This is a genomic window from Pseudomonas sp. NFPP25 (genome assembly GCF_900116505.1).
In the GTDB taxonomy this organism is placed as follows: domain Bacteria; phylum Pseudomonadota; class Gammaproteobacteria; order Pseudomonadales; family Pseudomonadaceae; genus Aquipseudomonas; species Aquipseudomonas protegens.
In genome coordinates this window covers 282,140-308,579 of record NZ_FPBG01000009.1, presented here as the reverse complement: position 1 = coordinate 308,579, position 26,440 = coordinate 282,140, and the positions used below count along the sequence as shown (strand labels likewise).

General features: G+C 62.5%; 25 protein-coding genes, 4 tRNA genes and 1 pseudogene. 14 read left to right on the top strand and 16 right to left on the bottom strand.

The features are described from left to right. The 3 genes and pseudogenes from BM382_RS30450 to BM382_RS30440 all read left to right on the top strand — a co-directional run. Positions 1 to 339, top strand: a pseudogene (locus tag BM382_RS30450) (acetyl-CoA C-acetyltransferase); the annotation flags it as partial. A gap of 193 nt (positions 340 to 532) precedes the next feature. Further along, positions 533 to 1,549, top strand: coding sequence for a class I SAM-dependent rRNA methyltransferase (locus BM382_RS30445; RefSeq protein ID WP_011063517.1), 1,017 nt, complete (start codon positions 533 to 535; stop codon positions 1,547 to 1,549). A gap of 105 nt (positions 1,550 to 1,654) precedes the next feature. Next, positions 1,655 to 4,573, top strand: a complete 2,919-nt coding sequence (locus BM382_RS30440) for a DUF748 domain-containing protein (protein ID WP_011063518.1) — start codon at positions 1,655 to 1,657, stop codon at positions 4,571 to 4,573. A gap of 210 nt (positions 4,574 to 4,783) precedes the next feature. On the opposite strand, the gene BM382_RS30435 is transcribed toward BM382_RS30440, so the two are convergent. Together BM382_RS30435 and BM382_RS30430 are read right to left on the bottom strand one after the other, a co-directional pair. Then, complete coding sequence (locus BM382_RS30435; RefSeq protein ID WP_011063519.1) at positions 4,784 to 5,140, bottom strand: BON domain-containing protein; 357 nt, start codon at positions 5,138 to 5,140, stop codon at positions 4,784 to 4,786. A gap of 228 nt (positions 5,141 to 5,368) precedes the next feature. After that, the gene (locus BM382_RS30430; RefSeq protein ID WP_011063520.1) at positions 5,369 to 5,785 is read right to left on the bottom strand and encodes a pilin; all 417 of its coding nucleotides are present in this window, start codon (positions 5,783 to 5,785) and stop codon (positions 5,369 to 5,371) included. Positions 5,786 to 6,114: 329 nt separating this feature from the next. Between BM382_RS30430 and BM382_RS30425 the strand changes: the two genes are divergently transcribed. Genes BM382_RS30425 through yacG form a run of 4 tightly spaced genes read left to right on the top strand, consistent with a single transcriptional unit; the run spans position 6,115 to position 9,027 of the window. After that, positions 6,115 to 7,332 carry a type II secretion system F family protein gene (locus BM382_RS30425; protein ID WP_072445008.1) on the top strand — a complete coding sequence of 406 codons (1,218 nt, stop codon included), beginning with the start codon at positions 6,115 to 6,117 and terminating at the stop codon, positions 7,330 to 7,332. A 2-nt stretch (positions 7,333 to 7,334) separates the two neighbouring features. After that, positions 7,335 to 8,207, top strand: a complete 873-nt coding sequence (locus BM382_RS30420; protein ID WP_072445006.1) for a prepilin peptidase — start codon at positions 7,335 to 7,337, stop codon at positions 8,205 to 8,207. Beyond that, on the top strand, positions 8,204 to 8,827 hold the full coding sequence (gene coaE, locus BM382_RS30415) for a dephospho-CoA kinase (RefSeq protein ID WP_011063523.1): 624 nt from the start codon (positions 8,204 to 8,206) through the stop codon (positions 8,825 to 8,827). The genes BM382_RS30420 and coaE overlap by 4 nt, the downstream gene beginning before the upstream one ends. Further along, entirely contained in the window at positions 8,824 to 9,027 is a 204-nt protein-coding gene (yacG, locus tag BM382_RS30410; protein WP_011063524.1) for a DNA gyrase inhibitor YacG, read from the top strand. The genes coaE and yacG overlap by 4 nt, the downstream gene beginning before the upstream one ends. 19 nt (positions 9,028 to 9,046) lie before the next feature. On the opposite strand, the gene BM382_RS30405 is transcribed toward yacG, so the two are convergent. The 3 genes from BM382_RS30405 to BM382_RS30395 all read right to left on the bottom strand — a co-directional run bounded on the left by BM382_RS30405 (position 9,047) and on the right by BM382_RS30395 (position 10,479). Then, the gene (locus tag BM382_RS30405) at positions 9,047 to 9,262 is read right to left on the bottom strand and encodes a hypothetical protein (protein ID WP_011063525.1); all 216 of its coding nucleotides are present in this window, start codon (positions 9,260 to 9,262) and stop codon (positions 9,047 to 9,049) included. A gap of 63 nt (positions 9,263 to 9,325) precedes the next feature. Beyond that, positions 9,326 to 10,015, bottom strand: a complete 690-nt coding sequence (locus BM382_RS30400; RefSeq protein WP_053153931.1) for an energy-coupling factor ABC transporter permease — start codon at positions 10,013 to 10,015, stop codon at positions 9,326 to 9,328. Beyond that, positions 10,012 to 10,479 (bottom strand): hypothetical protein, encoded by a 468-nt coding sequence (locus BM382_RS30395; RefSeq protein ID WP_026019989.1) that lies wholly within the window; start codon positions 10,477 to 10,479, stop codon positions 10,012 to 10,014. The genes BM382_RS30400 and BM382_RS30395 overlap by 4 nt, the downstream gene beginning before the upstream one ends. 143 nt (positions 10,480 to 10,622) lie before the next feature. Here BM382_RS30395 and BM382_RS30390 point away from each other — a divergent pair, with 143 nt between their 5' ends. The 3 genes from BM382_RS30390 (at position 10,623) to BM382_RS30380 (ending at position 12,974) form a co-directional block, all read left to right on the top strand. After that, positions 10,623 to 11,252, top strand: a complete 630-nt coding sequence (locus BM382_RS30390; protein WP_011063528.1) for a DUF1780 domain-containing protein — start codon at positions 10,623 to 10,625, stop codon at positions 11,250 to 11,252. A 189-nt stretch (positions 11,253 to 11,441) separates the two neighbouring features. Next, the gene (locus tag BM382_RS30385) at positions 11,442 to 11,615 is read left to right on the top strand and encodes a DUF3094 family protein (RefSeq protein WP_015637073.1); all 174 of its coding nucleotides are present in this window, start codon (positions 11,442 to 11,444) and stop codon (positions 11,613 to 11,615) included. A 60-nt stretch (positions 11,616 to 11,675) separates the two neighbouring features. After that, on the top strand, positions 11,676 to 12,974 hold the full coding sequence (locus BM382_RS30380) for an NAD(P)/FAD-dependent oxidoreductase (RefSeq protein ID WP_011063529.1): 1,299 nt from the start codon (positions 11,676 to 11,678) through the stop codon (positions 12,972 to 12,974). Between the two features lie 56 nt (positions 12,975 to 13,030). On the opposite strand, the gene BM382_RS30375 is transcribed toward BM382_RS30380, so the two are convergent. Both BM382_RS30375 and BM382_RS30370 read right to left on the bottom strand, forming a co-directional pair. Then, positions 13,031 to 13,921, bottom strand: a complete 891-nt coding sequence (locus tag BM382_RS30375) for a proline iminopeptidase-family hydrolase (protein WP_065363667.1) — start codon at positions 13,919 to 13,921, stop codon at positions 13,031 to 13,033. Between the two features lie 95 nt (positions 13,922 to 14,016). Further along, entirely contained in the window at positions 14,017 to 14,775 is a 759-nt protein-coding gene (locus tag BM382_RS30370; protein ID WP_072445005.1) for a LuxR family transcriptional regulator, read from the bottom strand. Between the two features lie 284 nt (positions 14,776 to 15,059). Here BM382_RS30370 and BM382_RS30365 point away from each other — a divergent pair, with 284 nt between their 5' ends. After that, a complete protein-coding gene (locus BM382_RS30365) occupies positions 15,060 to 16,271 on the top strand; it encodes an aminopeptidase P family protein (protein WP_072445003.1) in 1,212 nt (403 codons plus the stop codon). Positions 16,272 to 16,494: 223 nt separating this feature from the next. Here BM382_RS30365 and BM382_RS30360 read toward each other — a convergent pair. The 7 genes from BM382_RS30360 to rluD all read right to left on the bottom strand — a co-directional run bounded on the left by BM382_RS30360 (position 16,495) and on the right by rluD (position 21,584). Then, positions 16,495 to 16,571 (bottom strand) — tRNA-Pro (locus BM382_RS30360). Positions 16,572 to 16,666: 95 nt separating this feature from the next. Continuing rightward, positions 16,667 to 16,742 (bottom strand) — tRNA-Lys (locus BM382_RS30355). 5 nt (positions 16,743 to 16,747) lie between these two features. Next, positions 16,748 to 16,824: transfer RNA gene (locus tag BM382_RS30350), tRNA-Pro, on the bottom strand. 9 nt (positions 16,825 to 16,833) lie between these two features. After that, positions 16,834 to 16,909: transfer RNA gene (locus tag BM382_RS30345), tRNA-Asn, on the bottom strand. A 295-nt stretch (positions 16,910 to 17,204) separates the two neighbouring features. After that, positions 17,205 to 19,769, bottom strand: a complete 2,565-nt coding sequence (clpB, locus tag BM382_RS30340) for an ATP-dependent chaperone ClpB (RefSeq protein WP_011063533.1) — start codon at positions 19,767 to 19,769, stop codon at positions 17,205 to 17,207. 130 nt (positions 19,770 to 19,899) lie between these two features. Next, a complete protein-coding gene (gene pgeF, locus BM382_RS30335; RefSeq protein WP_011063534.1) occupies positions 19,900 to 20,625 on the bottom strand; it encodes a peptidoglycan editing factor PgeF in 726 nt (241 codons plus the stop codon). After that, positions 20,622 to 21,584 carry a 23S rRNA pseudouridine(1911/1915/1917) synthase RluD gene (gene rluD / locus BM382_RS30330; protein ID WP_011063535.1) on the bottom strand — a complete coding sequence of 321 codons (963 nt, stop codon included), beginning with the start codon at positions 21,582 to 21,584 and terminating at the stop codon, positions 20,622 to 20,624. The genes pgeF and rluD overlap by 4 nt, the downstream gene beginning before the upstream one ends. Before the next feature lie 150 nt (positions 21,585 to 21,734). On the opposite strand from rluD, the gene BM382_RS30325 reads away from it, so the two are divergent. The 3 genes from BM382_RS30325 to BM382_RS30315 all read left to right on the top strand — a co-directional run bounded on the left by BM382_RS30325 (position 21,735) and on the right by BM382_RS30315 (position 24,878). After that, the gene (locus BM382_RS30325) at positions 21,735 to 22,760 is read left to right on the top strand and encodes an outer membrane protein assembly factor BamD (protein ID WP_011063536.1); all 1,026 of its coding nucleotides are present in this window, start codon (positions 21,735 to 21,737) and stop codon (positions 22,758 to 22,760) included. Positions 22,761 to 22,884: 124 nt separating this feature from the next. Then, a complete protein-coding gene (locus BM382_RS30320; RefSeq protein ID WP_015637081.1) occupies positions 22,885 to 23,118 on the top strand; it encodes a PP0621 family protein in 234 nt (77 codons plus the stop codon). A 425-nt stretch (positions 23,119 to 23,543) separates the two neighbouring features. Next, positions 23,544 to 24,878 carry a sigma-54-dependent transcriptional regulator gene (locus tag BM382_RS30315; RefSeq protein WP_041752595.1) on the top strand — a complete coding sequence of 445 codons (1,335 nt, stop codon included), beginning with the start codon at positions 23,544 to 23,546 and terminating at the stop codon, positions 24,876 to 24,878. On the opposite strand, the gene thiO is transcribed toward BM382_RS30315, so the two are convergent. Continuing rightward, positions 24,875 to 25,975: a glycine oxidase ThiO gene (gene thiO, locus BM382_RS30310; protein ID WP_072445001.1), complete on the bottom strand. Its 1,101-nt coding sequence runs from the start codon at positions 25,973 to 25,975 to the stop codon at positions 24,875 to 24,877. The genes BM382_RS30315 and thiO overlap by 4 nt on opposite strands. A gap of 53 nt (positions 25,976 to 26,028) precedes the next feature. Next, positions 26,029 to 26,430 carry a type IV pilin protein gene (locus tag BM382_RS30305; RefSeq protein ID WP_015637084.1) on the bottom strand — a complete coding sequence of 134 codons (402 nt, stop codon included), beginning with the start codon at positions 26,428 to 26,430 and terminating at the stop codon, positions 26,029 to 26,031. Positions 26,431 to 26,440 lie beyond the last annotated feature (10 nt).

The following is a 26,440-nucleotide window of genomic DNA, read 5'->3' as shown; positions in this document are numbered from 1 at the left end:
AACGCCGGGGTCGACCCGGCGATCATGGGCATCGGCCCGGTCTCGGCCACCCGCCGCTGCCTGGACAAGGCCGGCTGGACCCTGGACCAACTGGACCTGATCGAAGCCAACGAAGCCTTCGCCGCGCAGTCGCTGTCGGTGGCCAAGGAACTGGAATGGGACGCCAGCAAGGTCAACGTCAACGGCGGTGCGATCGCCATCGGCCACCCGATTGGTGCATCGGGCTGCCGGGTGCTGGTGACCCTGCTGCATGAAATGATCAAGCGTGATGCCAAAAAGGGCCTGGCGACCCTGTGCATCGGCGGCGGCCAGGGCGTGGCCCTGGCGATCGAGCGCTAACCTCCGCGCAAAACCGCCCTCCTTGTAGGAGCTGGCTTGCCAGCGAAGGCGCCCGTGAGAGCGCCTTCGCCAGCAAGCTGGCTCCTACGGGGAAGACCTGCGCATGATCGTCTTTGCTGGCAAGCTGGCTCCTACAACGGACGGGACGCTGGTAAACTGCCGCGCCTCACTCCTCAGCTCCAAGGCGCTCCGCATGTCCTCCTTGAATCAGGCGCTGCGCGCCGCTCTCGATCACCGCCAGGACCTGCTCGCCGAGCTGCATCAGCAAGGCACCGACTGCTATCGCCTGTTCCACGGCAGCCAGGAAGGTGCCGGCGGCCTGACCATCGACCGCTATGGCCCGCAATTGCTGGTACAGAGCTTTCACCAGACGCTGGAACGCGACGCCCTGCTGCAACTGCACGACAGCATCAATCAGCATCTGAACCTGTCGACCCTGCTGGTCTACAACGACCGCTCCCGGGGCAACTCGCGGATCGACCGCGAAGACTCGGTGTACCGCGCCGAAGAGGCTGCCCTGGAGGACCTGGTTGGCCACGAATGGGGCCTGAATTACCGCGTGCGTGGACGCCACGCCGGGCAGGACCCGCTATTGTTTCTCGACCTGCGCAACGCCCGTGGCTGGGTCAAGCAACACAGCGCGGGTAAAAGCGTGCTCAACCTCTTCGCCTACACCTGTGGCGTAGGCCTCAGCGCCGCAGCTGGCGGCGCGCGCGAGGTGTGCAACCTGGACTTCGCCGAGGGCAACCTGGCCGTCGGACGGGAGAACGGCCAGCTCAACCCGCAACTGCCACAGATGCAGTTCGTACAGTCGGACTATTTCCCGGCCATTCGCCAACTGGCGGGCCTGCCCATCAGCCAGCGCCGCGGGCAGAAACTGCCCAGCTATCCGCGCCTTGAACAGCGCCAGTACGACCTGGTACTGCTGGACCCGCCAGCCTGGGCCAAAAGCGCCTTCGGTACGGTCGACCTGCTGCGTGATTACCAGAGCCTGCTCAAGCCGGCACTGCTGGCCACCGCCGAAGACGGCGTGCTGATCTGCTGCAACAACCTGGCCAAGGTCTCGATGCCGGACTGGCGTGAACAAGTATTGCGCTGCGCCGAGAAGGCCGGGCGTCCGGTTCGCGACTGCCAGGTCCTGGTACCCGCCGCGGACTTCCCCTCCCAAGACGGGCAACCCCCACTGAAAACCTTGATCCTGCAACTTTGACCAAGGGCAGGAAATCTGAACAATCCTGAAGACTGGAGTGGTTTCGGAACCGTAAACGCGTGCCATACTCCAAGGCACTTCCGATTCAGATAGATGAAGCCTCGCATGACCAAAGGATTGATTCGCGCTCTTTGCGCCTTGTTGACCGCTCTCGCCCTTTACAGTCTGCTGGGCTTTCTGATTCTGCCGGGCATTGCCTTGCGGGTGGCCAACCAGCAATTGGCCAACTACGCCACCACCCCAGCCCATATCCAGCGCATCGAGCTCAACCCCTTCAGCCTGGAGCTGACCCTCTGGGGCCTGAGCATCGGTGAACCGGGCAAGGAGCAGATCGCCTTCGATCGCCTCTACGCCAATCTGCAATTGGACAGCCTGTGGAAACGCGCGCTGCACCTGGCGGATGTCGAGCTGGACCAGCCCAAGACCGAAATCCTCTTCGACAAGGAAGGCAAGCTCAATCTCCTGGCCCTGTTCAAGCTGCCGGCCAGCGAACCGACCCCAAGCGACCCCAACGCCAAACCCTTCCCGGTACGCATCGAACGCATCAAGCTGGCCGGCGGCTACCTGCATTTCAAGGACCTGCGCCCCAGCGAACCCATCGAATTCCTCTACAACAAGCTCGATTTTGAGTTGAAGAACCTCAGTACCCTGCCGGACGACAGCGCCGACATGACGCTGGTGGCCACCGGCCCCGAGGGCGGGCAGATCGACTGGAGCGGCAACTTCAGCGTGACGCCGCTGACCTCCGAAGGCACCTTGAAAGTCACCGACGGCAAGATGAAAGCCTGGTGGCCCTATGTGCGCGATGCGGTGCCGCTGGTGCTGGAAGACGGCGTGGTCAACCTCAGTACCCACTACAAATTCAGCCTGACCAAGGAAACCGAGCTGCTGCTGGACAACACCTCCATCAGCGTCGCGCCCTTTGCCATCAAGGCCCCGGACGGTCGCCCACTGGCGCGCCTGGAGCGCCTGGACGTCAGCGAAACCACAGTCGACCTGGCCAAGCAGCACGTGATTGTCGGCAAGGTCCGCAGCCAAAAGCTCGAAACCTGGGCCGCCCTTGAAGCCGATGGCCAGTTGGACTGGCAAAAGCTCTTCGCCAGTCAGCCGGCCAAACCGGCGCCAAAACCCGAGCCGGCCGCCGCCGACGCGCCCAAGGAACCAGCAGTACCAGGTAAACCCTGGCAGGTGCTGCTCAAGGACGTGCAACTGCGCAACTACCAGGTGCACCTGGCCGATCGCAAGGCCAAGCCCGCCGTAGCTCTGGAGCTGGGGCCGCTGAACCTGGACCTGCAGAACTTCGACAGCCTCAACCAGTCGCCCTTCACCCTCAAGCTCGATACCGGCCTGGGCAAACAAGGCAAGGTCAACGCCACCGGCGAGGTCAACCTCAACCCCGTCAGCGCCAAACTCAAGGTGCAGACCCGGGACATCGACCTGCGCGTCGCCCAGTCCTATATCAGCCCGTTCATCCGCCTGGAACTGCGCAGCGGCATGCTCGGCAGTGACCTGGCAGTGGACCTGAAGAAAGTCGAACCCCTGACTTTCAGCGTCACCGGCCGGGCCAATGTGGACCAGTTGCACACCCTGGACACCCTCAAGACCCGCGACTTCGTGAAATGGAAACAAGTGGTGGTCGAAGGCCTGAACTATCAGCACGGTGACAGCCTGACCATCAGCCGGGTCAACCTGATGCAGCCCTATGCACGCTTCATCATCAACGATGACCGCACCACCAATATCGACGACCTGCTGATTCCACAACCACCCAGCAGTGGTGGCAAATCCTCGACGAAGGCCGAGCCCAGCTCAAGCAAGCCCCTGGGCATCCACATCGGTGAAATCGCCATCAACGACGGTTCGGCGAACTTCGCCGACCTGAGCCTGACGCCGAACTTCGCTACCGCCATCCAGCAGCTCAACGGCCATGTCGGCACCATCGACAGCCGCCAGGCCAAGCCGGCAGACGTGGACGTCAAGGGCAAGGTCGACCGCTATGCGCCGGTGACCATCAAGGGCAGCGTCAACCCGTTCGATCCGATGGCCGCCCTGGATATCGCCACCAGCTTCAAACGAGTGGAACTGACCACCCTGACCCCCTACTCCGGGAAATTCGCCGGTTTCCGCATCCGCAAGGGCCGGCTCAACCTCGACCTGCACTACATGATCACCAAGGGCCAGCTCAAGGCCGAGAACAAACTGGTGGTCGAGCAGTTGCAACTGGGGGAAAAGGTCGACAGCCCGGACGCCGTGGATCTGCCGATCCGCCTGGCAGTGGCCTTGCTGAAAGACACGGACGGCAAGATCTCCATCGAGCTGCCTATCTCCGGTGATTTGAACAACCCGCAGTTCAGCGTGATGCCGATTGTCTGGCAGACCCTGCGCAATCTGGTGCTGCGCGCCGCCCAGGCACCCTTCAAGTTCATTGGCGGGCTGGTCAGCGGTGGTGGCTCGGAAGACCTGAGCAACGTGTCCTTCGCTCCAGGCTCCAGCGACCTGAGCAAGGAATCCGAGTCGGCCCTGACCACCCTGGCCAAGGCGCTCAAGGAGCGTCCGACCCTGCGCCTGGAAATCGAAGGTACCAGCGCCCAGAGCAGTGACGGCCCGCTGATCGCCGAACAGCGGCTGGAGCGCGAATACCAGTACAACTACTACAAGATCCTCCAGCGCCGCGGTGACAAGGTCCCCGCCCAGGCGTCCCTGCTGCAGGTTCCCGAGGGCGAAAAGGCCCCTCTGCTGGAAGGCATCTACCGCACCCGTCTGAAACAGCAGCCGCCGGCGGAATGGACCCAGCTCAGCCGCGACGAACGCAGCGCCAAGCTGCGTGAAGGTCTGATCAAGTTCTGGAGCAGCAGCGACGTGCTGTTGCGACAACTGGGTCAGGAGCGCGCCAGCAGCATCAAGGACTTCCTGGTGGACAAGGGCCAACTGGCCGACGACCGGGTCTACTTCATCGATGCCAACCTGGGCCAGGCCGAAAGCGATGGCCGGGTCGTCACCCCGCTGCACCTGGACAGCGAATAAACCTCTCGCGCCGGGCTCCACCCAGCCCGGCCGGTCTCTCCTGCAGCGCCTGCCTGGCGCCCACAATAGAACAGGCCCCGACACTCAGTGCCGGGGCCTGTAATGATCACGTCCTTGTGATCTTCCGCATGAACCCTTTTGAGAAGCGGCAGACGTATCACTCGGCTCGTCTACCGCACCCTCTCCCTGTCCAGGCGAGAAGCGTGAGTGTTACTCGGCTTTCAGGCCGTCAGCGGAAACTGCCTTGACGCCTTTGATTTTCTTGGTGATGGCCACGGCGGTAGCTTTCTGAGCCTCGGTTACCGCAACAGTGGACGACAGCGAAACAACGCCCTTGTTGGTTTCAACCTTGATGTCGGTGCCAGGAATGCCTTTCTCGGTTACCAGATCGCTTTTCACTTTGGTGGTGATCCAGGTATCGGAGGTGGCCTCTTTGGCCTTGGTCACTTCACCGGCAGCCACCACCATGGGCGACTGGGTGTTTTGAGTGGTCTGCGCAAATGCTGCGTTAGCCATGGTCAGGGTCAGAGCGGTAGCAGTTGCGGCAGCGATAGCGAACTTCTTCATACGAGTAACTCCTGTTCTTTAAGAAAGCCTGCGCCGTGTCCTGGCAACAGGGTTATGAGGGATGTTGCAGGTGCTGTGCCAAGTCTGGGAGCCTATAAATATTCATAAAAATCAATAAGTTATAAAATCCAAAATAATTCGGCATCATGCAAAATGCATGACTGCCCGCCAATCTGCATGCAAGTTGCGGCTTTTTCAGCGCGGCCTGGCCAATCGTGAAAAGCCTCCTCAAGCCCCCTCCGCACCACAGCCTTTGGGCGCATAGTCGGCCTCCACAGTGGTGGTGCATGTCCATCCTGAAGTCGCCGAACGGGTCAGGGTCAGGGTCTTGTTCAGCACCGGCCCCGGCGCATTGAGCAGGGTGCAGCCAATGCTGCCTTCACCGGTGGCCGCCGTCCCGCCGGCACTCATCCGGCAGTTGGCGGTCTGGGCCGTGCCCCCGGCCAGGGCCAGGGTCGGATCGGTCCCCTGGTTCAGCAGATCCTCGACGTTGACCTTCAGGGCCGACGCCTCGGCCAGGGCGGCAATCACCTTGGCCCGCGCCTGGTACTTGGCATACATCGGCATCGCCACGGTGGCGAGGATGCCGATGATGGCTACCACCACCAGCAATTCGATCAGGGTAAAACCGGATTGATGTTTCATGGGTTGCCTCCTGGCATGGACGAATGTTGCATGAGCACAAAGGCGTGAAGCACAGCCTGTGCCAGGAGATAACCCACGGATTACGTGGCCTGCAGGTGCGATAGCCCATGGCCTTGAGCACAAGGAGTCGCACAAACTGACAAATTTCGTCAGCCCCTGCCCCTCTCCGGCAGCGCCTCGCCAGCTAGGCTTGGACAGGTGCATGGCGACCCGACAGTCGACTCGCGCCCCCACCAAGGAACGTCCGGGGGTCAGGGTGATCTATCACCCGTTCGAACACAGCAGGGCGCTTGCGCCTCCCTATCCACCCTTGCACCAAGGATCGAACCATGGCGGTAAAAGCACCCGCGACCAGTGTCTATCTCTGGCACGGCACCGACAGCCAGGGCCGCCCCCTCACCGGAGAACTCAGCGCCGCGACCCCGGCCCTGATCAGGGCGCAATTGCGCAGACAGGGCATCACCCCAACCCGAGTCCGACGCAAACCCAAGGGCTGGCTGCGCCTGCATCAGCGAGTAGGGGCACGGGACATTGCCCTGCTCACCCGGCAGTTGGCCACGCTGATGCAGGCCGGGGTGCCGCTGCTGCAATCCTTCGACATCATTGCCGAAAGTTTCGAGCATCCGCAGATGCGCCAACTGCTGGCCAGCCTCAAGCGCGACATCGAGGCCGGCTCCAGCCTGGCCGCGGCATTGCGCAGACAACCGCGCCACTTCGACCCGCTGTACTGCAACCTGGTGGACGCCGGCGAACAGGCCGGCGCCCTGGATACCCTGCTGGAGAGAGTCGCCACCTATAAGGAAAAGAGCGAGAACCTGAAGGCGCGGCTGAAGAAGGCCATGGTCTATCCCTTGGCGGTGATCGGCGTGGCGGTCGTGGTCAGCAGCATCCTGCTGCTCAAGGTGGTCCCCCAGTTCCAGAGCCTGTTCGCCGGTTTCAATGCCGAGTTGCCACTGCTCACCCAGTGGGTCATCGCTCTGTCACATTTCATCCAGCAGCAGGGGACGCTGCTGCTGGCTGCCGGTGTGCTGGGCGGGCTCGCAGCGCGCCTGGCCTATCGGCGTTCCCCGAGCTTGCGTGACCGCCTGGATGTCGGCCTTTTGCACATACCCCTGGCCGGGCCACTGCTGCACAAATCCGCGGTGGCCCGCTACGCACGGACCCTGGCCACCACCTTCGCCGCCGGCGTTCCCCTGGTGCAGGCCCTGGATTCAGTGGCCGGAGCCAGCGGCAACCCTGTCTTCACGCGAGCGGTGCAACGGATCCGCCAGCAGGTCGCCGCCGGCATGCAATTGAACTTTGCCATGCGCGCCAGCGGCGTCTTCCCGACCATGGCGATCCAGATGACCGCCATCGGCGAAGAGTCCGGAACCCTGGATCATCTGCTGGAAAAAGTCGCGATCCATTACGAGGTCGAGGTGGACAACCTGGTGGACAGCCTGACCAGCCTCATGGAGCCGTTGATCATGGTGGTCCTGGGGGGTATCGTCGGCGCCCTGGTGGTTGCCATGTACCTGCCTATCTTCCAACTCGGTACAGCGATCTGAACATGCCCCTGACTGACGCCCTCACTCTCTACCCCATGGCCTTCGTGGCTGCGGCCCTGGTATTGGGCCTGATCGTCGGCAGTTTTCTCAACGTGCTGGTGTGGCGCCTGCCGAAAATGCTCGAACGCGACTGGCGAGCCCAGGCCCGCGACGTGCTGGGGCTGGAGCCGGAACCTGTGGCTGCGCCCTATAACCTGATGCTGCCTCACTCCCAGTGCCCGCACTGTGCGCAGCCGATCCGCCCCTGGGAAAACATTCCGCTGCTCAGTTACCTGTGGCTACGTGGCCGCTGCGCCCACTGCAATAGCTCCATCAGCCCGCGCTACCCGTTGACCGAACTGGCCTGCGGGCTGATCTCGGGTTTTATCGCCTGGCACTTCGGCTTCGGCTGGGCGGCCGGGCTGATGCTGATCCTCAGTTGGGGGCTGCTGGCAATGAGCCTGATCGACGCCGATCACCAGCTGCTGCCGGATGTGCTGGTGCTGCCACTGTTGTGGCTGGGGCTGATCGCCAACAGCTTCGGCCTGCTGATCAGCCTGGAGGATGCGCTGTGGGGGACGGTGATCGGCTACCTGTTCCTGTGGTCGGTGTTCTGGCTGTTCAAGCTGCTGACCGGCAAGGAGGGCATGGGCCACGGTGATTTCAAGCTGCTGGCCCTGTTCGGGGCCTGGGGCGGCTGGCAGATCCTGCCGCTGACCCTGCTGCTGTCATCCCTGTTGGGGGCGATTCTCGGCACGATCCTGCTGCGCCTGCGCCGGGAAAAGACTTCGACGCCAATCCCCTTTGGACCCTTTCTGGCCATTGCCGGCTGGATTGCCTTGCTCTGGGGTGGTCAAATAACCGACTTCTATCTGCAGTTTGTCGGTTTCCAATGACTCGCTCCGTAAACACACCCTGGACCCTCGGCCTGACCGGCGGCATCGGCAGCGGCAAAAGTGCCGCCGCCCAGCACTTCATCGACCTGGGGGTGCATGTGATCGATGCCGATCATGCCGCCCGCTGGGTGGTGGAGCCCGGCCGCCCGGCCCTGGAACAGATTGCCCGGCACTTTGGCCAAGGCGTTCTGCAGGCCGACGGCCAACTGGATCGCGCGGCTCTGCGCAAGCTGATCTTCGAGGTGCCCGAACAGCGTCGCTGGCTGGAAGCCCTGCTGCACCCGCTGATCGCCGAGGAAATTGTCAGCCACCTGGCCCGCGCCGAATCGCCCTACGCAATCCTGGTGTCGCCGCTGCTGATCGAATCCGGCCAGTCGCGGATGACCCAGCGGATTCTGGTGATCGACGTGCCCCAGCAACTGCAGATCGAGCGTACCCTGCAGCGCGACCAGATCAGCGAACAGCAGGTCCAGGCGATTCTCCAGGCCCAGGCCAGCCGTGAGGAACGCCTGCGCCATGCCGATGACGTGCTGGTCAACGACCGCGACCACGCCTGGTTGCGCAGCGAGGTCGAGCGCCTGCATCACTTTTACCTAACTTTGCGTGGAGGCCAGTCATGAGCCAACCCCTGACCGTCGAATGCCCAACCTGTGGCGCCCCTGTGGAATGGACCGCGGCCAACATCAACCGGCCCTTCTGTTCCGATCGCTGCAAGCTGATCGACCTGGGCGCCTGGGCTGCCGAGGAGCACAAGATTCCGGTGAGCCCGGATGCCGAGGACGAGCTGTTCTCCGAAGAGCTGCCCCCTCGCGCTCACTGAGTGCTCACCCCGGCGCCGGTCAGGGCCGCATGAAGCTGTAGTCCTGATCGTCGTCGAGGTTTTCCGCTAGAAACTGCAGCTCGTCTGCCAGGTCCTCGATGCTGCGCACACTCTTGCTTTGCTGCACCACCGCACTGAGCAGGGCGCGCAGGCTCAACCCCGGTTCAAAACCTTCCTGCTGAGCATTGTGCAGACTGTCGCGCACTTCCTGCCGGGCCCACTGGTAGACACTCATGACCGCACTCCTGAGATTTTTGCCGAGCATGCAGCCCGGCAAAACACCGTGGATTGATATGGATCAAGGGCGCGGATCCTCGTCTTTCCAGGGCGCCGACAGGTAGCGGGTACGGTTGAAGGTTTCCAGCCATTCCGGGCAGAACACCACCAGGGCGCTGATCACCATGCCGTTGATAAAGGCTTCCGGGAAGATGATCAGCCACAGGTAGCCGACAAAATCTTCCAGCCATTCGGGCATGGCAAAGCGTTCGTCGAACCACAGCAGGCCCAGGCCGCAGAGCAGGCATAACAATGCCGAGAGTGCCGCGGCAAAGAACCCCGAGCAGAAGATATAGACGAAGGGATTGCGCGGCTGGGCCCGTTCCACCAGGCAGGCGCAGGCCTCGGTGACCGCCACCGGCAGCAGGATCAGCAAGGTTCCATTGACCCCCAGCGCCGCCAGGTCCTGCCGGCCCAGGGCCAGCAGGCCCAACTGTGCGATCAAGCCGCCAACTATCGCCAGCGGCCAGTCCAGCAGCAGGGTTACTGCGGTCATGCCGATGAAGTGGTAGGAGACCCCCGTGTCGAAATCCCGGCGCACCAGCCACAGCAGAAACAAGGCGAACACCGTGCCAAACAGCAAGTGCTGGCGCCGGCTGTCGGTAAACAGCTCGACCCAGGGCGCCCGCAGTACCGCCCAGATCAGTACTGGCACATACAGCAGCCAGCCGCCAATCAGGCTTTGCGGCGACAGCAGCGCCGCGCTGATCATGGCTGGGCCCGCTCCAGCGCCGCAGCCAATTGCGCGGCCGTGGCGAACGCCTGCCGGGCGACCAGTTGCCCATCCTGCAGTTGCAGCCACAGCACCTGATCCTCGGCGGCGGGATAGCGTGGTGCCACGCGCCCATCGCGATCGAGCATCACTCGGTAGGGGTAATCCTTCATGGCCGGCACCGCAAACAGTTTGGCGATCACTGTCGGCATGCGCTGGATATCGGCGACAAACACCCCGTGGCGCTCCTGCAGGTAGCCCTTGGGTTTGTCCTTGAGCGCCGCGTTCACCACTTTGGCGGCGTCCATGCTGCGTGCCACCAACAGGATCCGCGCCTGGGAATCGAGGCTGTAGGGCTGGTCGAATTGATCCAGCAGGGTCCAGGGCGCCAGGCGCTCTCCTATTTCCAGGGCCTGGGCCCACAACGGCAACAGGGCCAGCAACAGCATTGACCAGCGCTTCACTGCGCACTCCTTATCGAATGGTTGGACGGCAAACAGTCTACACCGCCCCTGGGCAGGCTCCAGCGAGGTTGCCGGCAACGCCTGCGGAGGTTTTTGCACGGCCGTGGTTTTTAAGGTCATATTTGAGCGCTAAGCTTGGGGGTATGGATGACTCAGATTTTTTGCGCCTGCTTACCATCCAGGCCGAACAAGCCAACGCGTTCCTGTCCAATGCCCGCAAATGGGAGCGTGAGCGTTGGGTCTGCCAGCGCCTGCTGCAAGGCCTGAACATTCCCTACCGCAACGACGAGTTCACCGCCGCCGGGCAAGAGCCCCCCGATGTGCTGTTTCGCGAGGCCAGCTTCGAAGTGTTCTTCGTCCTCGACGAAGGCCGCAGGCTCAACGATGAATGGCGCGACGAACTGCAGCGCCGGCGCAGCGCGTTCTCCCTGAGCCAGCTGGTGCGCCGCGAAGCCAAGCCCAAGCGCATCCCGGCCAGCGAACTGTTGCTGCGCCTGGCACCGACCTTGCGCAAGAAGGCCCACAACTATCAGGAGCGCGGAATGAACCTCGGCGAGCTGGACATCATTGCCTTCGCCGCCCTGAAACGCGAAGTCCTGGATCTCAACAGCCACTTCCCGCCCCCCACCGAATACCTGCGCCAGGGCTGGCGCTCGCTGTCCCTGGTGGGGCCGACGTTCGCCCGCGTGCTGTTCGCCCACCCGGATGCACCGGAGTTCCTGCGCAGCAACCTGGGCCGCAGCATCCTCTTCGACGTCGGCATCAGTTTGTAACGCCGGTCAATGCGCCCTGTGTAGCCATGGCGCAATCCGCCCGGCAATGGTAAAAAAGCACACTTGCCTGCCAACGCCGGGCCCGTGCCAGCGAGCCCTCACGCGGCAGCGGCTATGCTCCGTTCATGCCGGATAACACCGCGCTGTAACATTCCTCAACGTTGCGACGTCTATCTGACGAGGTCTTTTATGAGCAGCCGCCTGAACCCCGACGACCAACGCCATGTCGAAGAATACCTGCAACTGCCCCAGCATCGAGTCGAGCGCCGGCCCTTCCGGCCGTGGATGCTCCTCGTGGTGGTGATTGCGGTGACTGTCGCCCTGGGCCTGTTGAGCCGTTTCATCAGTTACCTGACGCTATGAGCTGCTTCGCGCTCGCTCGGTTGACTGCACCGATTTCTTTTAGCCTTGCGAGATATCCCCATGACTCATCGTATTGTCATCGTTGGCGGCGGCGCCGGCGGCCTGGAGTTGGCGACCCGCCTGGGTAAGACTCTGGGCAAGCGCGGCACCGCCAGTGTGATGCTGGTGGACGCCAACCTGACCCACATCTGGAAACCGCTGCTTCACGAAGTGGCTGCCGGTTCCCTGAACTCTTCCGAAGACGAACTCAACTACGTCGCCCAAGCAAAATGGAACCACTTCGAGTTCCAGCTGGGCCGCATGAGCGGGCTCGATCGGCAGCGCAAGAAGATCCAACTGGCCGCCACCTACGACGAAGAAGGCGTGGAGCTGTTGCCGGCCCGGGAGCTGGGCTACGACACCCTGGTGATCGCCGTGGGCAGCACCACCAACGACTTTGGCACCCAGGGCGCGGCCCAGCATTGCCTGTTCCTCGACACCCGCAAGCAGGCCGAGCGCTTCCACCAGCAACTGCTCAACCACTACTTGCGAGCCCATGCCGGGCAGACCGATGCCGTGGAGCAGATCAGCGTGGCCATCGTCGGCGCCGGCGCCACTGGCGTGGAACTGGCGGCAGAACTGCACAACGCGGCCCATGAACTGGCGGCCTACGGGCTGGACCGGATTCTCCCGGAAAACATGCACATCACCCTGATCGAGGCCGGGCCACGGGTGCTGCCTGCCCTGCCCGAACGCATCAGCGGCCCGGTGCACAAGACCCTGGAGAAACTCGGGGTCAAGGTGCTGACCAACGCCTCGGTCAGCGAAGTGACCGCCGACAGCCTGATCACCGCCGACGGCCAGACCATTCCCGCCAGCCTCAAGGTCTGGGCCGCGGGCATTCGCGCGCCAGGCTTCCTCAAGGACATCGACGGCCTGGAGACCAACCGCATCAACCAACTGCAGGTACTACCGACCCTGCAGACCACTCGCGACGAGAACATCTTTGCCTTCGGCGACTGCGCCGCCTGCCCGCAACCAGGCAGCGACCGTAATGTGCCGCCACGGGCCCAGGCCGCGCACCAGCAAGCCTCGTTGCTGGCCAAGTCGCTGAAGCTGCGCATCGAAGGCAAGGACCTGCCGACCTACAAGTACACCGACTACGGCTCACTGATCTCGCTGTCGCGCTTCTCGGCGGTGGGCAACTTGATGGGCAACCTCACTGGCAGCGTGATGCTCGAAGGCTGGCTGGCGCGGATGTTCTACATCTCGCTGTATCGCATGCACCAGATGGCGCTGTACGGAGTCTTCCGCACCGCGATGCTGATGCTTGGCAGCCGAATCGGCCGCGGTACCGATCCACGCCTGAAGCTGCACTAGGCCCCTGAAAAACCACGCCCCCGCTACGTAACGTAGCGGGGGCTGCTGGCGTACGGTTACAGGCATTCATCGAGAAAATTCACGACGGTGCCCATGCAGGCGACCCGCTCCTCGACGTGGGGCATGTGGCTGGAGTGTTCGAACAACGCCAGGCGAATGCCGGGAATCTTCTCCAGGTAGGGGCTGACCACAACTGGCGTGGCTTCATCGTAGCGGCCACAGATCAAAAGCGTCGGCACCTCGATGCGTCCCAGGCGCTCGACGATGCTCCAGTCCCGCAGGTTGTCCATCAGCGGAAAACCTCCCCCCCGCTCCGCGCCATCGGTACCACGGCCCTGGGCAAACATCCGCGCCACCTCTTCAGGCCACGGGCGCAGCCGACATACATGCCGTTCAAAGTACAACTGCCAGGCCTGCACATATTCGGCGCCACGAGGGGAGCCCGGCTGCTCATGCCAGGTCAGCACCTGCAACGCCTCCTCAGGCAGGGCTGCGCGCAGTTTCAGGGTCTCGGCTTCCCAGGTGCGCATGTCGGCTGGCGCATTGGCCAGGATCAGCGCACGCAAGCCGGCCGGCGCGCGCACCCCGTGCTCGCTGGCCAGCGCAGCTCCCCAGGAGTGACCCAGCAGGGCGTAGTCCTGGCTGATGCGCAGGTGGTCCAGGAGGTTGTCCAGCTGCTCCAGGTAGAGTTCAAGGCTCCAGAACGACGGCGGCTTGCCATCCAGACGAGTGGAGAGGCCACTTCCCAGGTGATCGAATTGAACGATCGCCCGACCACTGGCGGCCACATCCCTGAAGGCGTCCAGGGTGTCATGGGTGCAGCCCGGACCGCCGTGCAGAATCACCAGGGGCGTAAGTCCGCTGTGCAGATCCCCGGTGACCCGATACCACGTCTGATGGACGCCAAAGGAGGCATAGCCTTCCAGTGGTGGTTTGCTTGCATTCATTGCGCATCGCTCCCTGATGACAATCAGCCTGTGTCGTTCAATCTTCCGTTCCGCGCTCCGACGCCTCCAGTGCGGCAGAGCCTGTGCTACTCGCCTCAGTTACCCAGCAGGCGATAGTGAACCGCGCGAACCACCGCCTGAACCCGATTCCTGGCGCCCAGCTTGTGCATCGCCGAGGTCAGGTGCAGGTTGATCGTGGCCTGCGAACGCTGCAGGCGCTCGGCAATCTCGCCGGAAGTCATGCCCTCTGCAGCCCATTTCAGGCACTCGCGTTCACGCCGGGTAAGATCAACCGGATAACTGCGAACGCATTTGCTGAGCTGTGGATAGAGATGCTCCTGCAACGCATGAGCAAGCAGGGTGAAGTGGCCCTGAACCTGTTGCAAGTCCTGTAATGCCACCGTGGCATTGCCGGAGCGCAAACCGGTGAGGCTGGCGAAACCGCCCCTGGGTAAATGGATGGGCACGGTCATGCCGTGGGCCATTTGATGATGGTGCAGGTAACTGGATACCGGAGCGTGCTGCTGGCCGAGGGCCTGGCGCAGGACGGTTTCCGCCTCGGGCTTGTAGGACCAGATAAAGGGCGAGGAGCTGTCCAGAGCAACCTGCTGGACCGGGTCGATATGGTAGTAACCCTGATCGCACCAGAGCTCCAGCCAGTCACTGGGGGTTTTGCAGACCATGGCACTGGGGATGATCAGCTCGCCTGCCTGATCGAAAGGCACCGGGCTGTAGTCATAAACCAGGGCATCGAAACCCAGTTCCGAGGCCAGTGTCATGGTTCCCGTCATTCGCTCATGCAGCGAGTTTCCGGACAAAAGATGGGTATCAAATTCCGCGAGCCTGCTCTGCATCCTTGCCGCTTCCTTACTGTTGATCCTTAACAGCGAAGGGCCAGAATGCCACGCCCGGCAGCAACGGGCCAGGCAAAACCTATAAGAAATACCAGGTTTGCGGCACAACCAGCGCTTGCCCCAGCGTCATCGGCGCCCATGGCCATGACCCGCAAAACAGCGCTGACAACCAGCTCAAGGTCGGTACCGCACATGCCTGCCCCCGCCCTATCTGCTGCAATGCTGTGTCACGGCCCACCCCGTGTGGCGCCATGCATCGCTCATAGCAGACAAGGACCCAGGCCATGCAGATGCCCCAGACGCTTGAGTTGCACAACGGCGACAAAGCCCCTACCACCTTCTCCCCCAAAGAATACGCTCGACGCCTGGGCGCCCTGCGGGCCTACATGGCGCAACAGGACATTGACGCCGCGCTGTTCACCTCGTACCACAACATCAACTACTACGCCGGCTTCCTGTATTGCTCCTTCGGCCGCCAGTACGCCCTCGTGGTGACCCAGGACCACAGCGTGCTGATCAGCGCCAATATCGACGGCGGCCAACCGGGGCGGCGGGCGACCTGCGATGCCCAGGTGATCTACACCGACTGGCAGCGGGGCAATTTCTTCGTCGCGGTCAAGCAGGCCCTGCCCCGCGCTTCGCGCCTGGGGCTGGAGTTCGATCATCTGACCCTGCCCAATCACCGGGCCTTTGCCGAGCTCTATCCCCAGGCACAGTTACTGGACATCGCCGCGCCCTGCATGAACCTGCGCATGCTCAAGTCCGCCGAAGAGCAAGCACTGATCCGCCAGGGTGCGCGGATTGCAGACATCGGCGGGGCCGCCGCCATCGAAGCCCTGCACGACCAGGTACCGGAATACGAAGTGGCCGGACACGCCACCCAGGCCATGGTGCGGGCGATTGCCGAGGCGTTTCCGGGGGCCGAACTGATGGATACCTGGACCTGGTTTCAGTCCGGGCTCAATACCGATGGCGCCCACAATCCACTGACCTCGAGACGGGTCAGCCCAGGAGAAGTGCTGAGCCTCAACTGCTTCCCGATGATCGCCGGCTACTACACCGCCCTGGAGCGCACGCTGTTCCTCGGCCATTGCCCCGACGCCTGCCTGCGATTGTGGGAGATCAACGTCCAGGTGCATGAAGCCGGGCTGCAACTGGTCAAGCCCGGCGCACGCTGCAGCGATATCGCTCGACAACTGAACGCCCTCTACCTGGAACACGACCTGCTGCAATACCGTACCTTCGGCTATGGCCATTCGTTCGGCATCCTCAACCACTACTATGGGCGCGAGACCGGGCTGGAGTTTCGTGAGGATGTGGAGACCATTCTTGAGCCCGGCATGGTGGTGTCCATCGAACCGATGATCAGGCTGCCCGAAGGCCTGCCCGGTGCCGGCGGTTATCGGGAACACGACATCCTGATCGTCGACGAGCACGGCGCGTGCAATATCACCGGGCTGCCGTACGGACCGCGGTACAACATCATTGGCAGTTGACTCAACTGCCTGGAAAACGCCCTCCCCCACAGAGAAGGCTCGCCGCTTCAACCATGACTCGAGTCATCAGCCAAATACAGTGACGGAGAACATTCAGCACAAGCACAATCGAGGCATCAAGGGCTGTAGGTACCCTACCCAGGCTCGACGCCCGCGGGCCTGCGAACTTTTCCACGGGCATACGAAAAAGGGCACCTCAATGAGGTGCCCTTTTTCGTGAATATGGTCGGGGTAAGGGGATTCGAACTCCTGACATCCTGCTCCCAAAGCAGGCGCGCTACCGGACTGCGCTATACCCCGGTAAAAAAAAGGCACCTTCTAGAGGCGCCTTCTTCGAACAGCGCTTTTGGCCTCTGTTCTTAAGATTCGATTCCAGCGCTAACTGGTTTCAAAAATGGTGGGTCGTGTGGGATTCGAACCTACGACCAATTGGTTAAAAGCCAACTGCTCTACCAACTGAGCTAACGACCCAAAAATGGTCGGGGTAAGGGGATTCGAACTCCTGACATCCTGCTCCCAAAGCAGGCGCGCTACCGGACTGCGCTATACCCCGGTTTGAAATTGGCTCCGTGACCAGGACTCGAACCTGGGACCCAATGATTAACAGTCATTTGCTCTACCGACTGAGCTATCACGGAACTACATATTTCAAGTTACAACTTTTTACTTCATCCTCTTCGACTTGTTCGTATCGCTACGTTCATGTCTCTGAGGCGCGCTATTTTACAATCTTAAAAACCCCTGTCAACCCCTTAAATTGCTTTTAAGACAATGATTTGCGACTTCATTGCCGGTTTCTTCTTGATCAGAAAAAACCTCGGGGTGACTGACTGCGGGGCGCACTTTACAAGCCTTTTCCTTACAGTTCAACGCCCTAGTGAAAAAAAAGGCCTCGCAATGCGAGGCCTCCTCTATAAACCCACCGATCAGTGATCAGGCGAAGACGATTTCGTCGTCCTGCACCGAGGCGGTAACCGTGGCTCCCGGCAGGAAACCGCCGGAGAGGATCAACTGCGCCAACGGGTTCTCGATCCAGCGCTGGATGGCCCGTTTCAGCGGCCGTGCGCCATACACCGGGTCGTAACCCACAGCGATCAGCTTGTCCAAGGCCTCGTCGCTCAGCTCCAGGCTCAGCTCGCGCTCCGCCAGGCGACTGCGCAGGCGACCCAACTGGATCTGCGTGATGCCGGCGATCTGATCCCGTGCCAGAGGCTCGAAGATCACCACTTCGTCGACCCGGTTGATGAACTCCGGCCGGAAGTGGGTGGACACCGCGTCCATCACCGCCGCACGTTGTGCCTCGCGATCCCCTACCAGCTCCTGGATCTGCGCCGACCCCAGGTTGGAGGTCATGACGATCACCGTATTGCGAAAATCCACGGTACGCCCGTGGCTGTCCGTCAGACGGCCATCTTCCAGGACCTGCAGCAGGATGTTGAACACATCCGGGTGCGCCTTCTCGACTTCGTCCAGAAGAATCACCGAGTACGGCTTGCGACGCACGGCTTCGGTCAGGTAACCGCCCTCTTCATAACCGACATAGCCTGGTGGCGCACCGATCAGGCGAGCCACGGAATGTTTCTCCATGAACTCGGACATGTCGATCCGCACCATGGCCTCTTCGGTATCGAAGAGGAATTCCGCCAGGGCCTTGCACAGTTCGGTCTTACCCACGCCGGTCGGGCCGAGGAACATGAACGAACCGCTGGGCCGGTTCGGGTCGGACAACCCGGCTCGGGAACGGCGCACAGCGTTGGCCACCGCCACCACGGCTTCGTTCTGGCCAATCACCCGCTCGTGCAGCAGGCTTTCCATCTTCAGCAGCTTGTCGCGCTCGCCTTCAAGCATTTTCGACACTGGAATGCCGGTCCACTTGGACACCACTTCGGCAATCTCTTCCTCGGTAACCTTGCTGCGCAGCAACTGGTTCTCGCTGTGGCCGTGCTGATCGACCATCTGCAGGCTGCGCTCCAGGTCCGGGATCACCCCGTACTGCAGCTCGGCCATGCGATTGAGATCGCCTTTACGACGCGCCGCTTCCAGTTCCTGGCGCGACTGCTCGATCTTCTGCTGGATCTGCGCAGAACCCTGCACTTCGGCTTTCTCCGAGGTCCAGACTTCTTCCAGGTCAGCGTATTCACGCTCCAGGCGGACAATCTCTTCCTGGAGTTTTTCCAGGCGCTTGATCGCGGCCTCGTCGTCTTCTTTCTTCAGGGCCTGGGATTCGACCTTGAGCTGAATCAGGCGCCGCTCCAGACGGTCCAGCACTTCCGGCTTGGAGTCGATCTCCATGCGGATGCGGCTGGCGGCCTCGTCGATCAGGTCGATGGCCTTGTCCGGCAGTTGCCGGTCAGTGATGTAACGATGGCTGAGCTTGGCCGCGGCAATGATCGCGCCGTCGGTGATCGCCACCTTGTGGTGCACCTCATAGCGCTCTTTCAGGCCGCGCAGGATAGCAATGGTGTCTTCCTCGCTCGGCTCATCCACCAACACTTTCTGGAAGCGCCGCTCGAGGGCCGCGTCCTTCTCTATATATTGGCGGTATTCGTTGAGCGTGGTGGCGCCCACGCAGTGCAGCTCGCCACGGGCCAGGGCCGGCTTGAGCATATTGCCCGCATCCATCGAGCCTTCGCCTTTACCAGCGCCGACCATGGTGTGCAGCTCATCGATGAACAGGATGATCTGCCCTTCCTGCTTCGACAGTTCATTAAGCAAAGATTTCAGGCGTTCTTCGAACTCGCCACGGTATTTGGCACCGGCGATCAAGGCGCCCATGTCCAGGGACAGCAAGCGCTTGCCTTTGAGGCCATCGGGCACTTCGCCGTTGATGATCCGCTGGGCCAGGCCTTCGGCGATGGCGGTCTTACCCACGCCTGGTTCACCAATCAGCACCGGGTTGTTCTTGGTCCGGCGTTGCAGCACCTGGATGGTCCGGCGAATTTCGTCGTCACGGCCGATTACCGGATCAAGCTTGCCGTCTTCGGCGCGCTTGGTCAGGTCGACGGTGTACTTGTCCAGGGCCTGGCGCGACTCTTCGACGTTGGCGTCATTCACCGCCTCACCGCCACGCAGGTTGTTGATGGCGTTCTCCAGGGCTTTCTTGCTCACGCCCTGGCCCAGCAACAATTTGCCGAGTTTGCTGTTCTCATCCATGGCGGCCAGCAGCACCAGCTCGCTGGAGATGAACTGGTCGCCTTTCTGCTGCGCCAGGCGGTCGGCCTGGTTGAGCAGGCGCGCCAGATCCTGGGACATGTTGACGTCGCCAGTGGGGTTCTGGATTTTCGGCAGCTGGTCGAGCTCTTTGCTCAGTTCCTTGCGCAGGCTGTTGACGTCGAAGCCCACCTGCATCAGCAGAGGCTTGATCGAGCCGCCCTGCTGTTCCAGCAGCGCCTGCATCAGGTGCGCCGGTTCAATGGCCGGATGATCGAGGCCAACCGCCAGAGATTGAGAATCGGATAAGGCCAGCTGCAATTTGCTGGTTAATCGGTCTATACGCATTAGTCACCTTCCTTTTGAGCAGGCCGGAGCGATGGACACACCTAAATAGAGAAACCTGCCAGATGTTTCACTAGATGCGGTCGATTCTGGGAGATTCAAGCGTCAGCAGCTTGACACAAGTCAGATTAGTCTAGCGCTCAAGCCAGATAAGGGAGGCAAAACGCCCGGTGCGCGGGCTGCGCCGGTAGGAAAAGAAGCGGGGATCGCTGACGGTGCAGTAGCCGCCACCGTACACGGCAGTCAAACCACAGGCAGCCAGTCGTAGGCGCGCCAGCTGATAGATATCGGCCATGAAGCGCCCGGCATTGGCGCTCGGCACAAAGGCCTGCTCGGCTGCCGGCAACTGGGCGACGAAGGCTTCACGCACCTCGGGCCCCACTTCAAAGCGCTGCGGGCCAATGGCCGGCCCCAGCCACACCAGCACCTCGGCGCAGGGCGTATGCAAGCTGTCGAGGGTGGCTTCCAGCACGCCCGCCGCCAACCCGCGCCAGCCGGCATGGGCCGCGGCGACTCGGGTTCCGGCACGGTTGCAGAACAGTGCCGGCAGGCAGTCGGCCGTCATCACCGCACAGGCAACGCCCGGGGTGGCGGACCAACTGGCGTCCGCGGTCGCGACCATGGAAGGGTCGGCGTGGGCCACGGCCACCCCGTGCACCTGTTGCAGCCAGGCCGGGGCGATGCCGAAGTGTTCGCTCAGGCGACGGCGATTCTCGGCCACTGCTTGCGGCTGATCGTCGACATGGTCGCCCAGGTTGAGGCTGTCGAACGGCGTCAGGCTGACGCCGCCAGCGCGGGTGGTAGTACAGGCTTTGACTCCGGCCGGCGCGGGCCAGTCGGGAATCAGCCAGTCATTCATCCGATGAACGCCTCACGGTCCTGCTTGAGCAGCGACAGCAGCCAGACGAAATCGTCCGGCAGCGGCGATTCCCAGCTCATGCGGATACCGGTGGTCGGATGATCCAGCTCCAGGAAGCGTGCATGCAGGGCCTGGCGCGGGAAGTTCTTCAGCGAGTCGACCATGGTCTGGCTCGCCGCCGGCGGAATGCGGAAGCGGCCGCCGTAGGCTGGATCCCCCACCAGCGGGAAGTTGATGTGGGCCATGTGCACCCGGATCTGGTGGGTACGACCGGTTTCCAGCTTGACCCGCACATGGGTGTGGGAACGGAAACGTTCCAGGACCCGGTAGTGGCTGACGGCCTGCTTGCCGCCTTCCATCACCGCCATGCGCTGGCGCTGCTGGCCATGACGGCCGATAGGAGCGTTGATCTTGCCCCCGGCGGTTACCACGCCGATCACGATGCATTCATAGATGCGGCTGACACTGCGGCTTTGCAGCTGGGCCACCAGTTGGGTCTGCGCCTGGATGGTCTTGGCCACCACCATCAGTCCTGTGGTGTCCTTGTCCAGGCGGTGGACGATACCGGCCCGCGGCACATTGATAATGTCCGGGATGTGATGCAGCAGGGCATTGAGCAGGGTGCCGTCGGCATGGCCGGCAGCCGGGTGCACCACCAGGCCCGCAGGCTTGTTGATCACCAGGATGTCGTCATCTTCATAGACGATGTCCAGCTCGATATCCTGGGCGATCCACTCGCCCTGGGCCTCCTGCTCGGCAGTCAGCTCAAGAATGGAGCCGCCGTGCACGATGTCCCGCGGGCGGATGACCGCTCCGTCCACAGTCAGGCGGCCGTCCTTGATCCAGGCGGAAAGGCGCGAGCGCGAATGCTCAGCGAATAGTTGGGCGGCGACTTGATCGAGGCGTTGACCGCCCAGTTCGGACGGCACCTCTGCGCGAAGTTCAATTTTATCGGACATGCTCGGACTGGGCGTCGGCACAGCCTTTGGTTTCGGCTGCGCGCTTGTGGTTAAATACGGCGTCTTTTGCCCCGAGGCTTTCAACGGGGCGCTCATCATAACAGGACGGCACCGCCCAAGACAGCGGCCGTCATAGGGACGCAAGCCGCCATGCAAGTGAAACACCTGCTGCTGATCGCCATCCTCGCACTGACCGCTGCTTGCTCATCGAAGGAAGTCGTTGACGAAAACCTGAGCGAAGTCGAGTTGTACCAGCAGGCGCAGACCGACCTGGACAACCACAGCTATACCAGCGCCACCGCCAAGCTCAAGGCCCTGGAATCGCGCTATCCCTTTGGTCGCTACGCCGATCAGGCACAGCTCGAGCTGATCTACGCCAACTACAAGAATGCCGAGCCGGAGGCCGCCAAGTCCGCCGCCGAGCGCTTCATTCGCCTGCACCCCCAGCACCCGAACGTGGACTACGCCTACTACCTCAAGGGCCTGACCTCGTTCGACCAGGACGTCGGCCTGCTGGCGCGCTTCCTGCCGCTGGACATGACCAAGCGTGACCCGGGTGCAGCCCGCGACTCCTACAACGAGTTCGCCCAGCTGACCAGCCGCTTCCCCAACAGCCGCTACGCGCCGGACGCCAAGCAGCGCATGATCTACCTGCGCAACCTGCTGGCTGCCTACGAGATCCACGTAGCCGACTATTACCTGACCCGCCAGGCCTATGTCGCCGCTGCCAACCGTGGCCGCTACGTAGTGGAGAACTTCCAGGAAACCCCATCGGTCGGCGACGGCCTGGCGGTGATGACCGAGGCCTACCAGCGCCTGCACCTGGATGAACTGGCTGCCACCAGCCTGGAAACTCTCAAGCTCAACTACCCTAACCACCCAAGCCTGGTGGACGGTCAGTTCGTGCCACGCGTGGCTGAAGCCGACAACCGTTCGTGGCTGAGCAAGGCCACCCTGGGCCTGATCGAGTCCCGTCCTCCGCTGCCGCCGGGAGAAACCCGCGCCAACCAGGACGTGATGAAGCAGTACCAGGATGCCAAGGACGCCATTCCGTCCGAGCTCAAGCCTAAAGACAGCAACGGCGACGTGGTCGAGGAAGAAGAGCACGAGGCTGCCGGCAACAACAATAGCGACCGCTCCTGGTTCAGCTACATGACCTTCGGCGTGTTCGACTGATCACCCCGCAGGCCGGAAAGGGAGACTTGAAGTCTCCCTTTTTTATGCCCGCGCACTGATGGGCCTGTGCGCCCGTCGGGCGCTTGGCTAAACTGCCCCCTCCCCCTTCAAAAAGCTGGTTGCCATGGTTCGTCTACTGTTCTGGATCGCTCTGATTGCCGCCGCGGTATGGTTCTGGCGCAAGTTCAAGCGTCCTGTCGCCGCCCCTCGCTCCCCCAATGAACCGGCCACTACGCCCATGGTGCGTTGCGCCCATTGCGGCGTGCACCTGCCCCAGGACCGGGCCCTGAGCCAGTCGCAACAGTGGTACTGCAGCCAGGCACACCTGCAACAAGGGCCGGGAAACCAGGACCGCTGAGCCCCCAGGCCCACTGCGGATACCCGAGGCAAGGAACTCGGGGGCGAAAAATGGCGTCTGACACGGACTATTCCAGGCCTTGGTCAGCGCATGAACCGGCTCGTCGTCCCCTTCCTCCCTCGCCTCTCCCAGGCTTCGAACCTCTACCCAGGAACGGGAAGGCCCAAGTGCCAACCCCGGCCGAACAATTGGCGACAAAATAGCCTGTTGGCGCCCACTCGCCGTTTCGCTCTCGGGCAGAGCGCTGTAGCCCCCCATCCATGGGCACCACAACGTCCCGACGACGCGCACCTTCAGGACGCCCGGCAGGATGACCAGTGGCCCATCCCCTGCGCCGCTACCCCGTCGGGCCTAGACTTGAGTTCACGCCCATCGGGCGAGCACTGTCGCCCGCTCCTCACTCACGGATGAAAACTGCAGCCGCCATGAACCCACGGCAATCGGTGCTGGTGGTCGATGACGCCACGGAAACCCGCGCCCTTGTGGAGATCACTCTGGGCCGAATGCGCTTGCACACCCAAAGTGCGCGCACCCTGCAGGAAGCCCGTGGCCGCCTGGCCCGGGAGCGCTTTGACCTGTGCCTGACCGACCTGCAGCTACCGGACGGCAGCGGGCTGGAGCTGCTGCGGCACATCCGCCAGTCCCACCCCAACCTTCCTGTGGCGCTGCTAAGCAACGGCGCCTGTGCACAGGCCAGCGCGGGCGCCCTGCAGGCCGGAGCCTGCCAGTTGCTGCACAAGCCTCTGGACCTCAAGCAACTGCGCGCTTGGGTAGGTGCCAGCCTGAAGCAGGCCACGGACTGCGCAACGGATGACCCTGCCCGGCAATTGCTGGGAGACTCGGCGCCCATGAATGCCCTGCGTCGCCACATCGACAAGCTGGCCCACAGCCTGGCGGCGGTCTATATCAGCGGTGAGTCCGGCAGTGGCAAGGAACGGGTCGCCCGCCTGCTCCACCAGCTTGGCCCCAGGGCCCGATACCCGTTCGTCCCGGTCAACTGCGGGGCGATTCCTTCCGAATTGATGGAGAGTGAACTCTTCGGCCATTGCAAAGGCAGCTTCAGTGGCGCCGTCAGCGATCAGCCCGGGTTATTTCTGGCCGCCCACGGCGGCACCCTGTTTCTTGATGAGGTCGCCGACCTGCCCCTGGCCATGCAAGTAAAACTGCTGCGAGCCTTGCAGGAAAAATCCGTGCGCCCTGTAGGCAGCCAACAGGAAAAAACCGTCGACGTGCGGATTCTCTGTGCCACCCACAAGGACCTGAAAAACGAGGTAGAGACCGGACGCTTTCGCCAGGACCTCTACTACCGCCTGAACGTCATCGAGTTGCGAGTCCCTGCGTTGCGCGAGCGCCGTGGCGACATCCCCGCACTGGCCGGGCACGTCCTGCAGCGCCTGGCCAGGGACAGCGGACAGCCTGCCGTCCAGCTACGTCCCGAAGCCCTGCAAGCCCTGGAGCGCTATGACTTTCCGGGCAACGTGCGAGAGCTGGAAAACCTGCTGGAACGGGCGCAGACCCTATGCGAAGGACGCTGGATAGAAACAGACGACCTGCAGTTGCCCAGAGCCGACAGCCTTGAAGCCCGATCATCGGCGGCGGCCACCCAGCTAGACCTGGCGCTGCACCTGCAACAGGTGGAGCGCCAGCTGCTGCTCCAGGCCCTGGAGGAAACCCGCTGGAACCGCACGGCGGCGGCCCGGCGGCTGAGCCTGTCGTTTCGTTCGATGCGTTACCGCATGAAGAAGCTCGGGCTGGACTAGATCCGACCTTCAGGCGCATAAGGCGCCGGGTCGATGATCGGCGGGTTCCCCAGCAGCAGGTCGCAGAACAGCTGGCAGGAGGCCGGCGCCAACACCAGGCCATTGCGGTAGTGCCCGCAGTTGAGCCACAGGCCAGCAAAGCCCGGAACCGGCCCCACGTAGGGAATGCCTTCCGGAGAGCCCGGGCGCAGCCCGGCCCAGTGCCCGACCACCTCGGCCTCGGCGAGGGCGGGAATCAGCTCGACCGCGGAGGCCTTGAGGCTCTCCAGGGCCGAAACGGTCGGGGTCTTGTCGAAGCCTTCATGCTCCAGGGTGCTGCCCACCAGAATGTGGCCATCGCGCCGCGGGATGGCATAGCGCCCCTTGGCCAGGACCATGCAGGACAGAAAGTCGGCAGCACACTTGTAGAGGATCATCTGCCCCTTCACCGGCTCCACCGGCAGTTCCAGGCCCAGGCTGCCCAGCAGTTCGCCACTCCAGGCCCCCGCGCAGAGCACCACCTGATCAGCGCGAACCTCGCCCAGCGAGCTATCGACCCCCACCACTTGCTGGCCTTCGCGGATAAAACCACTGACGGTGCATTGCTCATCGATTTGCACATTAGGCAACGCCTGTAACGCCGCCTTCAGAGATTTGACCAGGCGCGGGTTGCGCACGTTGGCCACATCGGCCATGTAGATCGCCTGTTGATAACCATTGCCCAGCACCGGCACCGCGTCATGCACCGCCGAGATATCCACAGCACTCAGCGGCCGGCCTTCACGCTTGGCCCACTCCAGGGCCTGGGCTTCATCCTCCAGGTCCAGCCAGTAGAGGCCGGTGACATGTACCTGCGGGTCGACACCGGTGGCACTGAACAGTTGCTGGGCCAGTTGTGGGTAGAAATCCTGCGACCAGTGCGCCAGGGCAGTGACCGCCGGGTTGTAGCGCCAGGGGTAAAGCGGCGAGACGATCCCACCACCGGCCCAGGACGATTCACGCCCCAGGTCCGAACGTTCCAGAAGCCGTACCTGCTGGCCCTGGGACGCCAGATTGAAGGCGGTGAGCAGGCCGATCACCCCGCCGCCCACCACCAGCACTTGCTGTTGCTTAGCCATAGTCCGATCCAATCATGAGAAAGACAGTGGGCGCCGCGGCCCGAATCAGGTGCTCAGCGCCCCCAGCAATCCTTGGCGGTCAGCCCTTCGGCCTGGCCACTGATGCGGGTCGCGCCGGTCTGGTCGATGCTGAAACTGCCGCACTTGTCCGCCGCCATCAGCCCATCGTCCTTCGGGGTCGCGGTCAGGGAGAAGCCGGTGTCGGTCAGGGTTGCGGCAATGCTGTAGTACTCATTGCCGGCGCTCAGGTCCGGTGCGTTGCTGTAGACCCCAGCCTTGGAGAAATGCCGTTCAAGCTGCTGTGCCTGCTCGGTAAGCAGTACCGCGATTTCACTGCGGTGCGGTTTTTTCACGTATTCGGTGATGCTGGGAAGGCTCAAGGTAAGGACCAGACCGATGATCGCAATCACGATCATGATTTCGATCAGGGTAAAACCTTGGTTGGATCTGCGCATGGTCAAGAAT

Coding starts and splice junctions, on each gene's coding strand:
- BM382_RS30365 (WP_072445003.1), top strand. CDS start 15,060: ATGCAGATGCCCCAGACGCTTGAGTTGCACAACGGCGACAAAGCCCCT.
- BM382_RS30420 (WP_072445006.1), top strand. CDS start 7,335: ATGCCCCTGACTGACGCCCTCACTCTCTACCCCATGGCCTTCGTGGCT.
- BM382_RS30440 (WP_011063518.1), top strand. CDS start 1,655: ATGACCAAAGGATTGATTCGCGCTCTTTGCGCCTTGTTGACCGCTCTC.
- BM382_RS30320 (WP_015637081.1), top strand. CDS start 22,885: ATGGTTCGTCTACTGTTCTGGATCGCTCTGATTGCCGCCGCGGTATGG.
- thiO (WP_072445001.1), bottom strand. CDS start 25,975: ATGGCTAAGCAACAGCAAGTGCTGGTGGTGGGCGGCGGGGTGATCGGC.
- BM382_RS30370 (WP_072445005.1), bottom strand. CDS start 14,775: ATGCAGAGCAGGCTCGCGGAATTTGATACCCATCTTTTGTCCGGAAAC.
- BM382_RS30400 (WP_053153931.1), bottom strand. CDS start 10,015: ATGATCAGCGCGGCGCTGCTGTCGCCGCAAAGCCTGATTGGCGGCTGG.
- BM382_RS30375 (WP_065363667.1), bottom strand. CDS start 13,921: ATGAATGCAAGCAAACCACCACTGGAAGGCTATGCCTCCTTTGGCGTC.
- BM382_RS30380 (WP_011063529.1), top strand. CDS start 11,676: ATGACTCATCGTATTGTCATCGTTGGCGGCGGCGCCGGCGGCCTGGAG.
- coaE (WP_011063523.1), top strand. CDS start 8,204: ATGACTCGCTCCGTAAACACACCCTGGACCCTCGGCCTGACCGGCGGC.
- pgeF (WP_011063534.1), bottom strand. CDS start 20,625: ATGAATGACTGGCTGATTCCCGACTGGCCCGCGCCGGCCGGAGTCAAA.
- BM382_RS30435 (WP_011063519.1), bottom strand. CDS start 5,140: ATGAAGAAGTTCGCTATCGCTGCCGCAACTGCTACCGCTCTGACCCTG.
- BM382_RS30325 (WP_011063536.1), top strand. CDS start 21,735: ATGCAAGTGAAACACCTGCTGCTGATCGCCATCCTCGCACTGACCGCT.
- BM382_RS30425 (WP_072445008.1), top strand. CDS start 6,115: ATGGCGGTAAAAGCACCCGCGACCAGTGTCTATCTCTGGCACGGCACC.
- yacG (WP_011063524.1), top strand. CDS start 8,824: ATGAGCCAACCCCTGACCGTCGAATGCCCAACCTGTGGCGCCCCTGTG.
- BM382_RS30385 (WP_015637073.1), top strand. CDS start 11,442: ATGAGCAGCCGCCTGAACCCCGACGACCAACGCCATGTCGAAGAATAC.
- BM382_RS30445 (WP_011063517.1), top strand. CDS start 533: ATGTCCTCCTTGAATCAGGCGCTGCGCGCCGCTCTCGATCACCGCCAG.
- BM382_RS30305 (WP_015637084.1), bottom strand. CDS start 26,430: ATGCGCAGATCCAACCAAGGTTTTACCCTGATCGAAATCATGATCGTG.
- BM382_RS30390 (WP_011063528.1), top strand. CDS start 10,623: ATGGATGACTCAGATTTTTTGCGCCTGCTTACCATCCAGGCCGAACAA.
- rluD (WP_011063535.1), bottom strand. CDS start 21,584: ATGTCCGATAAAATTGAACTTCGCGCAGAGGTGCCGTCCGAACTGGGC.
- BM382_RS30315 (WP_041752595.1), top strand. CDS start 23,544: ATGAACCCACGGCAATCGGTGCTGGTGGTCGATGACGCCACGGAAACC.
- BM382_RS30405 (WP_011063525.1), bottom strand. CDS start 9,262: ATGAGTGTCTACCAGTGGGCCCGGCAGGAAGTGCGCGACAGTCTGCAC.
- BM382_RS30430 (WP_011063520.1), bottom strand. CDS start 5,785: ATGAAACATCAATCCGGTTTTACCCTGATCGAATTGCTGGTGGTGGTA.
- clpB (WP_011063533.1), bottom strand. CDS start 19,769: ATGCGTATAGACCGATTAACCAGCAAATTGCAGCTGGCCTTATCCGAT.